Origin of the sequence: Nostoc sp. FACHB-133 (genome assembly GCF_014698055.1) — a bacterium.
Lineage (GTDB): Bacteria > Cyanobacteriota > Cyanobacteriia > Cyanobacteriales > Nostocaceae > Nostoc.
In genome coordinates this window covers 61,893-72,227 of record NZ_JACJSH010000039.1, presented here as the reverse complement: position 1 = coordinate 72,227, position 10,335 = coordinate 61,893, and the positions used below count along the sequence as shown (strand labels likewise).

11 protein-coding genes are annotated in these 10,335 nt (G+C 40.8%); 10 read left to right on the top strand and 1 reads right to left on the bottom strand.

What is annotated here, in order from left to right; translation table 11 throughout:
• From H6G86_RS25950 to H6G86_RS25925, 6 genes are all read left to right on the top strand, one after another.
• Nucleotides 1–1,060 (top strand): calcium-binding protein (locus H6G86_RS25950; protein WP_190936718.1); only part of this gene is annotated, 1,060 nt, incomplete at its 5' end.
• 275 nt (nucleotides 1,061–1,335) lie between these two features.
• Nucleotides 1,336–1,512, top strand: coding sequence for a hypothetical protein (locus H6G86_RS25945; RefSeq protein WP_190936717.1), 177 nt, complete (start codon nucleotides 1,336–1,338; stop codon nucleotides 1,510–1,512).
• Nucleotides 1,513–1,597: 85 nt separating this feature from the next.
• Nucleotides 1,598–1,741 carry a hypothetical protein gene (locus H6G86_RS25940; protein WP_190936716.1) on the top strand — a complete coding sequence of 48 codons (144 nt, stop codon included), beginning with the start codon at nucleotides 1,598–1,600 and terminating at the stop codon, nucleotides 1,739–1,741.
• A gap of 513 nt (nucleotides 1,742–2,254) precedes the next feature.
• The gene (locus H6G86_RS25935) at nucleotides 2,255–3,085 is read left to right on the top strand and encodes a squalene/phytoene synthase family protein (protein WP_163937748.1); all 831 of its coding nucleotides are present in this window, start codon (nucleotides 2,255–2,257) and stop codon (nucleotides 3,083–3,085) included.
• Nucleotides 3,086–3,488: 403 nt separating this feature from the next.
• The gene (locus tag H6G86_RS25930) at nucleotides 3,489–5,093 is read left to right on the top strand and encodes a serine/threonine-protein kinase (protein ID WP_190936715.1); all 1,605 of its coding nucleotides are present in this window, start codon (nucleotides 3,489–3,491) and stop codon (nucleotides 5,091–5,093) included.
• A gap of 586 nt (nucleotides 5,094–5,679) precedes the next feature.
• Nucleotides 5,680–6,402 carry an FHA domain-containing protein gene (locus tag H6G86_RS25925; protein WP_190936714.1) on the top strand — a complete coding sequence of 241 codons (723 nt, stop codon included), beginning with the start codon at nucleotides 5,680–5,682 and terminating at the stop codon, nucleotides 6,400–6,402.
• Nucleotides 6,403–6,621: 219 nt separating this feature from the next.
• Here the strand turns inward: H6G86_RS25925 and recA are convergent, their stop codons facing one another.
• Nucleotides 6,622–7,701 (bottom strand): recombinase RecA, encoded by a 1,080-nt coding sequence (gene recA, locus H6G86_RS25920; protein ID WP_190936713.1) that lies wholly within the window; start codon nucleotides 7,699–7,701, stop codon nucleotides 6,622–6,624.
• Nucleotides 7,702–8,157: 456 nt separating this feature from the next.
• On the opposite strand from recA, the gene H6G86_RS25915 reads away from it, so the two are divergent.
• The 4 genes from H6G86_RS25915 (at nucleotide 8,158) to xseB (ending at nucleotide 10,301) form a co-directional block, all read left to right on the top strand.
• Nucleotides 8,158–8,451 carry a type II toxin-antitoxin system Phd/YefM family antitoxin gene (locus H6G86_RS25915; RefSeq protein ID WP_242064975.1) on the top strand — a complete coding sequence of 98 codons (294 nt, stop codon included), beginning with the start codon at nucleotides 8,158–8,160 and terminating at the stop codon, nucleotides 8,449–8,451.
• Nucleotides 8,438–8,719, top strand: a complete 282-nt coding sequence (locus H6G86_RS25910) for a type II toxin-antitoxin system RelE family toxin (RefSeq protein WP_190936712.1) — start codon at nucleotides 8,438–8,440, stop codon at nucleotides 8,717–8,719. The genes H6G86_RS25915 and H6G86_RS25910 overlap by 14 nt, the downstream gene beginning before the upstream one ends.
• A 61-nt stretch (nucleotides 8,720–8,780) precedes the next feature.
• On the top strand, nucleotides 8,781–10,016 hold the full coding sequence (gene xseA / locus H6G86_RS25905; protein WP_190936711.1) for an exodeoxyribonuclease VII large subunit: 1,236 nt from the start codon (nucleotides 8,781–8,783) through the stop codon (nucleotides 10,014–10,016).
• Nucleotides 10,017–10,058: 42 nt separating this feature from the next.
• Nucleotides 10,059–10,301 (top strand): exodeoxyribonuclease VII small subunit, encoded by a 243-nt coding sequence (gene xseB, locus H6G86_RS25900; RefSeq protein WP_190936710.1) that lies wholly within the window; start codon nucleotides 10,059–10,061, stop codon nucleotides 10,299–10,301.
• Nucleotides 10,302–10,335: the final 34 nt, after the last annotated feature.

Below are 10,335 nucleotides of genomic sequence, written 5' to 3'. Positions count from 1 at the left end.
CACCACCATCACAGTGGCACTCAACACCACTACACCTGGAACCTATGGTGGCACTCTGATTTTAGGCAACAACGATAGTGATGAAAGCTCTTTTGACTTTGCTATTAATGGCATAGTTAAACCCAAAATTCAAATTATCAATGGCACTGCTGGCAATGACATCTTTATTACACAGCTAAACAATGGCAATGACATCATCACAGACTTTGGCGGTATAGGTACTAACTCAAACCCTCCATCTGCGGTGATTGCCAAAGTAGATACCTTGCAATTTGTTGGGACTGGGTTAACTGCGATAAATCTGCAATTAACTCAAAATAGCAATGACTTAGAAGTTACTTTTGAAGGCGTGGCTAATACCAAAGTTACTCTGCAAAACTTTAAGTTAGAAAACTTGGAGAACGTAAGTGCATTGGCAACAAGACCCGCCATCGGTAATATCATATTCGACGGACAAGTAAGTGTTTCTGACAGCTTTGATGTGATTAATGCCAACTCTACTCAAACGAGCATTTTCAACAGAAACACCGTCACCTTTCTCAATGAATTGAACAATAACATCGTCGGTTTTGACAACTCCAACGATGTGATTAATGGTCAAGGGGGCAATGATACCATCAATGGCAACAGTGGTAATGATTTACTGCGGGGTGGTGCTGGTGATGATCTTCTCATTGGTGGAATAGGCAATGATATTCTCATCGGTGGTAGTGGTGCTGATGCTTTTGTCTACAATACCACTGCTGCCTTTACTAGCACTACTGTGGGTATTGATACCATCGCTGACTTCAATCACTCTGATGGTGACAAGATTGTTCTGGATAAAACTACTTTTAGTGCCATTACTTCTTTTGTAGGAACGGGTTTTAGTAACGCTAGTAATTTTCAAATCACCAGTTTAGGGGCACTTAGCAATGCTGTGATTGTCTACGACTCTATGACTGGACAGTTACTATACAATCAAAATGGTAGCGCTGCTGGTTTCGGCACTGGAGGTCAATTTGCACAACTTACTGGTGCGCCCACTCTTACTGCCTCCGACTTCATCATTCAAGCATAGTTGGGTTGGGTAAACTAAGTGAAAGTGTAATCCAAACATTAATCGACTTTCAATTAAATATATAGATCACACACATAGGGGCGCAATATATTTGTGCCCTTACAATTTTGCGATTTAAATACCAAATACCATCAGTAACAAGGCAAAAAAAATACGGTGTAGAGTAGAGTAAAATGAAGTGTGCAGAATTATTTGGTTTAAGATTACCTTTTCATTAGTCTGACCTTTATAACTGTATTTCCAGCAGATAAGTTAGGCTTAAAACTCAGAAAAATATGCAAAACGACGCTGGTAAAACTATTTATGTTGGGATGATAACGGCAGCAGTCCTAGTTCAACCTGTACTTACCGAAAATACTCATGCAGATGTGTGCGTTGTCGGTGCTGGGATAGCATGGATGTCAAGTGCTTTAACCGACGCAGGTAAAATAATCAGTGGTCGTGCTGGATGATAGTCTTATTGATGGCAGTCAAACAGCAAGAGCAATGGCCCACTTATCGAGGTTACTGAATTATTGCTACCACTAGCTGGAGCAAATGCAAGGCAAAGAGGGTGTAAAATTTGTTGCCCAAAATTATACAACAGTAATTGATACTACAGAAGAAAGGCGATCGCTACCCAAGAAAACATTAACTGCGACTTGGAACTACTTGACAGCTATATTTTTCCTCCAGACCTAAAATCAATACATAAGATGTAGCAGGAGTTAGAAGTATTACACCTGGGTAGACTAACTAACGTAGAAATCCTGAAGAAAGCACCGTTGACCGATTTTGATCCAGGTGTGTGTCTACACTTTCCCAGACAAGGACAATTTGAGCCACTGAGTTAGTCAGATTAACGCAGACTTAAAACACTTTATAAATCCCTAAAAGGGATGTTTGCTCATGGAGAAAATTTGATGCTAATCAACTAAATATTAGCATAATTCTTTATATCTACACTAAAACTTTATGAAAGCTATATCAAACAACACCTTACATATTTTTGCAACCAAAAGCCTATATACTAGACTAGACTTTGATAAATTTGAGAGTTTTGTTAATTGCAACACCAAAAACTATTAATTTTTAGATGAAATACTAGCGTATCTCATAGTCTATAGTTTTTAAGGTTTAGTTAAAACTATATCCAGTATCATCAAAAAAACTGCAAACTTCATGTGGTGCAAAAATCAATCGGGGAGTGGAAACATGAATTTACGTAGAGATGCATTGCAAATCCTCAAGGAAACTAGCCGAACTTTTTATATCCCAATTAGTCTTTTACCGCCAGGATTACAAGAAGCAGTAGCATCAGCATATTTGTGTATGCGTGCCATTGATGAAATTGAAGATCATCGCGAAATAGATAATGCAACTAAAGCAAAGCTGTTAAGAAGCATTAGCCTGACATTACAGGCAGGGGTTGATGGCTTCGCAGTAGAGGCTTTCTTTACAGAATTTAATGGGTATGAAAATACCTTAGAAGAAGTCACTCTGAGAATTAGAGAATGGTTGCTGCTAGCACCTGAGACTATTGCACCTCGAATTTGGGATGCCACTGCTGCAATGTCAGACCGAATGGCTTACTGGGCAGAAAGAAACTGGAAAATTTATACAGAATCTGATTTGGATCGTTATACCTTTGGGGTTGCAGGCGCAGTGGGATTGTTACTTTCGGACTTATGGACTTGGTACGATGGAACACAAACGAACCGTACCCAGGCGATTGGGTTTGGTCGCGGTTTGCAAGCAGTTAATATCCTGCGTAACCACACTGAAGATTTAAGGCGTGGGGTAGACTTTTTTCCAGAAGGCTGGAGTGCGGAAAATATGCAAGAGTATGCGCGGCGCAATCTGGCTCTGGCAGAAGCTTACACCAAAGACCTTCCTACCGGCCCAGCCTTAGATTTTTGCCAAATTCCCTTAACCTTGGCTAATGGCACCCTTGATGCTCTTGCTAATGGCAAAGAGAAACTCAGCCGCAGTGATGTTTTTGCACTTATCGAACAGCTAATTAGTGTGAATATGAAAGCCAGCTAAATAGTCTGTTAAAAACTAATGGAGATAATTCTAAATTGCCTCCAAATTCGGGCATCCAAAATCCTACAGCGATTTTTGTAGGATGGGCACTGCCCTCTAATACCAATTTTGGTTGAATTTTGGATGGCAACTTTGGTGTGTTTCGAGTGGAACTGGGATTTTGGATTCAAAGTCTGAGACTTTACCCTGTTCTAGCAATGTAAACAAGTAACTCAAACATTTATTAATATAAGTATAATCAATTGCATTATTTTTGCGACAATTTACGTAATACCAGGTAAACTTTAGGAACTCTTCAAAGGATTTCCAGCAAAAATTACCTGGCAAGAATTGATTAATGTCTAAATAATTGAAAGAGAGTGTAACTCTCCCCGTGATTATTCGTGCAGCGAGTTGACAGAGCATGAGCTACTGCTTAAATCCTATCTGTCCCAATCCAGAAAATTTGGTAAATAGCCAAAGTTGTCAGTCTTGTGGCTCGCAACTACTGTTGCGCGATCGCTATCAGGTGATCAAACCATTAGGTCAAGGTGGCTTTGGAGCAACCTTCTTAGCCAACGATCAAGGCTTACCAGGAGAACCGAGTTGCGTAATCAAACAATTACGCCCATCAGGAAGCGCCCCACACGTTTTACAGATGGCCAGAGAACTCTTTGAACGAGAAGCCAAAACTCTAGGTAAGATTGGCAATCATCCCCAAGTACCAAGGTTGCTAGACTATTTTGAAGATCATGAACAATTCTACTTAGTTCAAGAATATATCAGTGGTGATACCTTGCAGGAGGAGGTCAAACTTAACGGCATCTTGACCGAAACTGGAGTCAAGCAATTCTTAAGCGAGATTCTACCACTCCTCCAATACATTCACGAGCAAAAGGTAATCCATCGTGATATCAAGCCAGCCAACTTAATTCGTCGCACTCAAGATGCCAGGATGGTACTTATCGACTTTGGTGCCGTCAAAAACCAAGTCACCCAAGGCGCAATCAGTCAATCAGGGCAAACAGCATTAACTGCTTATGCGATTGGTACTCCTGGTTTTGCACCTCCAGAGCAAATGGCTATGCGTCCAGTCTATGCCAGTGATATTTATGCTCTGGGGGTGACATGTATTTATTTACTGACTAGCAAAACTCCTAAAGATTTAGATTACAATCCCAACACTGGCGAGATGATATGGGAGCAACTTGTGCAAGTGAGCGATCACTTGAGCAATGTATTACGAAAGATGTTAGAGGTTTCTGTACGTAATCGCTATCAGTCAGCCGCAGAAGTTCTTAGAGCATTGGAAATAGAACCATACTTAGAAAGTTTAGCGAAGGGTTTACTGATTAAATCAGATACTGGGTCTAAAGAGCGAACACACAACTACCTGGAAAATTCTGCTGTTTTATGTAACAACTCTTCTGTTGCTGCCACCAGTGCAGGAGTGGCACAGGTAGCGGCAGCAATTCGTGCCAGACGAGCTAAGGCAGCAGAAGCTGCTGGATCACACCAGGGTTCTGGGATGGGCAAATCAACCACTTTAGCTAACAGCAACAGTAATGGTTCGCAAGTTCAAATTTCTAAAGTTGAGCGTAAGCTAGATACCCAAAGTTTGTTAACCGCCTATCAAAAGGGAAGACGAGATTTTGCTCTTCACAATTTAAGTTTGTTGAACCTGCAAGGTGCTGACTTATCAGGAACAAATTTCCATTCCACTCAATTCAAAAAAACTAACCTCCAGGGAGCTAATCTTCACAATAGTGACTTTGGCAGAGCCAGCCTTAGTAAAGCAAATCTCAAGGATGCTAATTTGACCAAAGCATACTTTAACCATGCTGATTTAGAAGGGGCAGACCTGCGAGGTGCAGACCTCAGTAATGCTTATCTCAGCAATGCTAACCTGCGAGGAGCTAATCTATGTGGTGCTAATCTCACTAGTGCCAAGATTTCTGATGAGCAGCTAGCACTAGCAAAAACAAATTGGATGACCATCCGCCCCAATGGTAAACGAGGCTTATTGTAAGTTGAAAGTTGAGATTTTGGAGCCAGAGCAAGCTACTGGCTTCTAGATTATTTCCCTACTTTTTAATGAGGTTTAAAGAGGAGCAAGTCTTAGTTGAAACTGTATTGTTTCACAAGGCTTCGATTTTTTATTGGCTTGATAAATTAACTCTTATTTTTCTTGATAAAACTTAGATTTATTCAGAGCGCGTATTGGTTTATTATGAACAGCTCAGAATTTTTATAGTTGTTTTGCTCGATAGCCATCACTCTTGCAAATATTAAGAAATATCCCAATATCTAGCAAAAATACGGTGATGATTGGCAATTCTTAATCAAATCTTTATAATAATCATCTGTTACAAATAACAAATGATTATTTACAATAAACAATAAAGCATCACAATAGTTTTTCCTTAGTATTTATATGCTCTTTATTGCTATAAACGACAGGGGTTCTGGTAAGTAAAAGCTGTAAAATATAACGCTCTTAAGCCACTCAAGTTTTCAGATGGCAGTAGAAAGTGAAAAATTAATTAATTATCCCTGATAGTAGGCTGAAGCAGAATAGTCACAACCGAAATCAGGCAATACAAGGTTTATATATCATGGCTGACTTTGCACAAACAGAAATAGAACGGCGATTAACTTTATATCAAGTATTCCTTAAATTGTATGAACACCACAGCAGCCTTCTAGATGAAATTCTTCAGCTAGAAAACCTATCTCAACCGTCGTTGAAAAAGATGAAGGTACGTTACGTACATGGTGTAGTGGATACGTCTACTGTTTATTTGATGACTAACTTATGTGACAATCAGACCCAAAGTTTACGACAGCCACAGCAGATATGGACAATAGGTCGTAATCAGAACAGTGGTATTTGCATTGCTGATAACTACATGTCTCGTCGCCACGCGGCTATTCAATATATTAACGATCAAGGCTTTTACTTCATAGACTTCAACAGTACCAATGGTTCATTTGTGAATGGCGATCGCGCTTTAGAGCCGATCAAGCTCGAAGATGGCGATCGCATCCGTCTAGGCAATATGACTTTTGATTTTTTTGTGAATTATACGTGCCGTGTTTTGCCAACTGTAGCAATGGAGTTATTGATGCAGCTTGTGCATCGTAAAAATGACAATCAAGTAGAAATACTTTCTTTCCCGCGTGATAAACAAAAATGTATACCTGAGAAAGTAGATGATAATTTAGAGATTTTCCGAAATTCCCGATTATTTGAAAAACTTGAACATTATTATGACAACTTCAGTTCAGAACAGAAATCAGAAATTTTAGACCGCTTTTTTAGCAGACAAATACCATAAAATCCCAGTTAAAAAATTGAAAATTGCCATAACTTTCAATTGGGTGAAATATATACAATTTGTAGGGGCACAACAATGTTAATTGTTGTGCCCCTAATTTTACCTGATTAGAACTAGAAATGTCTAACGAATAACTGATCAATCCTTTACAAAAAGTGGGTTAGCTATTTTTGTAACCCACTACATATTCAAAATTGCAGATTAATAAATCCACATTCCTTATTCTTCTGGCTCTAAATCGACATCTTCCTCTTCATCTTCTTCACTGGTTTTAGCTACAGAGTTAGCAGAAACAACGGCGCCTTTATCTAGCTTTTCACGCACCAGTTTCTTAATTTCTTCAGCGAATTCAGGCTTTTCTTCTAGATACTTAATGGCGTTGTCTCGTCCTTGGGAGATATTATCGCCGTTGTAACTATACCAAGCTCCTTTACGGATAATAATGCCAGTTTCTTCTGCTAGGTCAACAACACAACCCAAGGTAGAAATACCTTTACCAAAAATAATGTCAAATTCCGCTATTCTAAAAGGCGGCGCTACTTTATTTTTGGCGACTTTGACTTTAACGCGATTACCATATTCATCTGTACCTTTTTTCAAGGTTTGAATCCGACGAATATCCAAGCGCACCGAAGCGTAAAATTTCAATGCATTACCACCAGTAGTAGTTTCTGGGCTACCGTAAGTAACACCGATTTTTTGCCGTAATTGGTTGATGAAAATTACGGTACAACCAGATTTACCAATATTACCCGTAATTTTACGTAGAGCTTGGCTCATTAATCGCGCTTGCAAGCCAACGTGGGCATCACCCATATCGCCTTCAATTTCAGCACGGGGAACCAGTGCAGCTACTGAATCAATGACTACAATATCAACCGCAGCAGAACGCACAAGCTGATCGACAATTTCCAAAGCTGATTCGCCAGTGTCAGGTTGAGAAATCAGCAAATTGTCAATATCTACACCCAATGCCGCAGCATAAGTAGGATCAAGGGCGTGTTCAGCATCAACAAAGGCAGCAATACCGCCATTTCTTTGCACTTCGGCGAGCGCATGTAGCGCTACTGTAGTCTTACCGGAACTTTCCGGCCCATAAATTTCTATTACCCGCCCCTTGGGTAAACCACCACCCAATGCTAAATCTAGGGTAAGTGCCCCACTAGAAATTGTTTCCACCCGCATCCGGGTAGCGTCGCCCAGGCGCATGATTGCCCCTTTACCAAAGCTGCGCTCAATCTGGTTTAGCACCATAGTCAGTGCTTTTTGCTTGCCGGAAGTATCGGTGTTGATAGCCATTTCTGCCTCTAATGCCTCTAATCTAAATATATGGTTTTAAGGAGTGTTGGTTTCGGAGCTTGAGTAGAACAGATATACTATTTTAACCAGAAAATTCTGGAATAGGACTTCTCAAATCAAAAAAGGGTGTGACAAGATCGTAACTCGATCGCTACCAGATTAGGGTAGTTTTGCACAATGATACCAACTTGCATTCAGAGATAGCTTTTTTTGGCTGGGTAAGCAAGGGTTTTCAAAGAAAAAATAAATTACCTAAACAACCCTGTCAGTAGAACCCTACTTGTGAGTATTAGCGATCGCTGCCAATCAGCATATCGGGTAAGGCGAAGATGTTGATGGCTAACGGTCACGGGATTTTCAAAGCTTTATACTACTTATCTATTTATATAAACTAGCAGCAAATACTCTTAAGCCAGAATTGAAATGAGAAGATTTGTTTGCTAGAATATAGTCAAAATGTCTAAAATAGTCAAAATGTCTATGCAGACCTATACTCTCACAGATGCTCGTAACAAACACGGTGAGGTTTTTGATAAGGCTGCTACTGAGCCAGTTCTACTCACTAAACAATCACGGCCTAGCCATGTGATTATTTCAGCCGATAGCTACCAAAAATTAATGAATCGGCTGGAAGAATTAGAGGATATGGTTTTTGGTCAAGCTGCTGAAGTTGCTCTGAGCCAGTCTAAAATGATTGGTACAGAGGTTTTTACATCTGCATTAGAGCATTTAGCTAATGGCGAAGCTTGATGGTCTAGCAACTGTTCTTGATTTTCTGAACGGTTTACAGCCTAAAATAGCAGCACAGATTGCAAAAAAGGTTTTGGCTTTGAATGTTGAGCCTTTACCCTCTGATAGTGAGCAGCTATCTGGTTATCAGGGTTTACATCGAGTTGATAGTGATGAATATCGAATTATTTACAGGTATTTTCCCGATCACGATTTAATAGAAGTGATTTTAGTCGGTAAGCGCAATGATGATGATGTCTATAAAAGATTGAAGCGTTTATTAGGTTAACCTTTGGTTTTCATTAAAATGCTAGAATCTCTCCAGCACAAATGCTTTCAGGCATCTTTAGATGATTTTCGACCTTCCCGACTCTTTGATTCTTGATACAGCGCTTTCAGTTTCTGGATTAACTGACTATATCCGTTTGCTGTTAGAGCAAGATGAACAATTGCGGCAAGTTTGGGTAACTGGCGAAGTTTCTAGTGCTAACCACCATCGCAGCGGTTTATTTTTTACACTGCAAGATCCTGATCGCACTGCCGGCATTAAATGTGTGGTATGGAATAGCCAATTGCCAAAACTCGCCCAAATGCCAGTTGCTGGTGAGCAAATAATTATTTTGGGTAGTATTCGCGTGTATCCGCAACGGGGAGAGTATCAGTTATCAGTTTGGCAGACTTTACCTGCTGGTGTTGGTTTACAGGCGCTACGCTATCAACAACTCAAAAATCGTTTGCTGGCTGAGGGGTTATTCGACGCGCAAAGAAAGCGATCGCTCCCCATCCACCCTCAAACGATCGCTGTTGTCACTTCCCCAACGGCTGCTGCTTGGGGTGATATTCAAAAAACTCTCAGACAAAGGTATCCAGGTTTACACGTTTTATTTTCTCCAGCGACAGTACAAGGTGAGCAAGCTCCTGAATCTATCGTCAAAGCAATTGAGCGGGTGGAAAAAGATGGACGCGCCGAAGTGCTAATTTTATCGCGGGGTGGTGGCGCGGTGGAAGAGTTAGCTTGCTTTAATGATGAACGAGTGGTGCGATCGCTTGCTAGTTGTTCTATTCCGGTAATTACTGGTATCGGTCATCAAAGAGATGAATCTTTGGCGGATTTAGTTGCAGATGTCTGTGTGCATACACCCACGGCGGCAGCAGAAAGAGTTGTACCAGCACTTTCAGAGTTGTATACTGAGCATCGGCAGCGAGTTGTGGCTTTATATGAGGCGGTACATGACTCTGGGGAAAATGCTGAGAATAAACTGCAAGGATTACGGAATCGTTTGCGACGTTTGCGGTTAGATCGGCAAGTGCAGCAGGAGGTGGAAAAGTTAGCTTGGAAGCGTCAGCATTTGGTGCAAATTACGACGGGGCGATCGCAGCAAGCAAGGCAGCATTTAGAGTTATTGCGGCAAAAGTTGGCTAGTCTTGACCCGAAAGCTGTGTTACAGCGTGGTTATGCGGTGGTGAGAAGGGAAGATGGCGCGATCGCTCGTTCGGCGGCGGAGTTGGCTGTGGGAGAAGATTTGTTGATTCAGTTGGGGGAGGGTGGGGTTAGAGTGAAGGTTGTAGAAGTAAACAAACCGTAGAAGTAAACGAACCGCAGAGGCGCAGAGGACACGGAGAAATTAATGGTTAAACGTAAAAGTGCTTCTAGTTCTGATTCGATGGAAGGTTGGAATTATGAGGCGAAGGTTGCTGAAATAGAGGGAATTATTACTCGCATTGAGGCGGGTGAGTTAGAATTAGAAGCGGTATTTGACCAATTTGCAAGTGCTGTTGAGTATTTGCGTCAGTGTGAAAGTTTTTTGCAGCAGCGACAGCAGCAGGTGGATTTGTTGATTGAAACATTAAGCGAAGACCAGACTTTTTAGTGTAAGTTATTTAGTAAGTTAAATATAATTAAAA

Coding starts and splice junctions, on each gene's coding strand:
- H6G86_RS25945 (WP_190936717.1), top strand. CDS start 1,336: ATGCAAAACGACGCTGGTAAAACTATTTATGTTGGGATGATAACGGCA.
- H6G86_RS25940 (WP_190936716.1), top strand. CDS start 1,598: ATGCAAGGCAAAGAGGGTGTAAAATTTGTTGCCCAAAATTATACAACA.
- H6G86_RS25935 (WP_163937748.1), top strand. CDS start 2,255: ATGAATTTACGTAGAGATGCATTGCAAATCCTCAAGGAAACTAGCCGA.
- H6G86_RS25930 (WP_190936715.1), top strand. CDS start 3,489: ATGAGCTACTGCTTAAATCCTATCTGTCCCAATCCAGAAAATTTGGTA.
- H6G86_RS25925 (WP_190936714.1), top strand. CDS start 5,680: ATGGCTGACTTTGCACAAACAGAAATAGAACGGCGATTAACTTTATAT.
- recA (WP_190936713.1), bottom strand. CDS start 7,701: ATGGCTATCAACACCGATACTTCCGGCAAGCAAAAAGCACTGACTATG.
- H6G86_RS25915 (WP_242064975.1), top strand. CDS start 8,158: ATGTCTAAAATAGTCAAAATGTCTATGCAGACCTATACTCTCACAGAT.
- H6G86_RS25910 (WP_190936712.1), top strand. CDS start 8,438: ATGGCGAAGCTTGATGGTCTAGCAACTGTTCTTGATTTTCTGAACGGT.
- xseA (WP_190936711.1), top strand. CDS start 8,781: ATGATTTTCGACCTTCCCGACTCTTTGATTCTTGATACAGCGCTTTCA.
- xseB (WP_190936710.1), top strand. CDS start 10,059: ATGGTTAAACGTAAAAGTGCTTCTAGTTCTGATTCGATGGAAGGTTGG.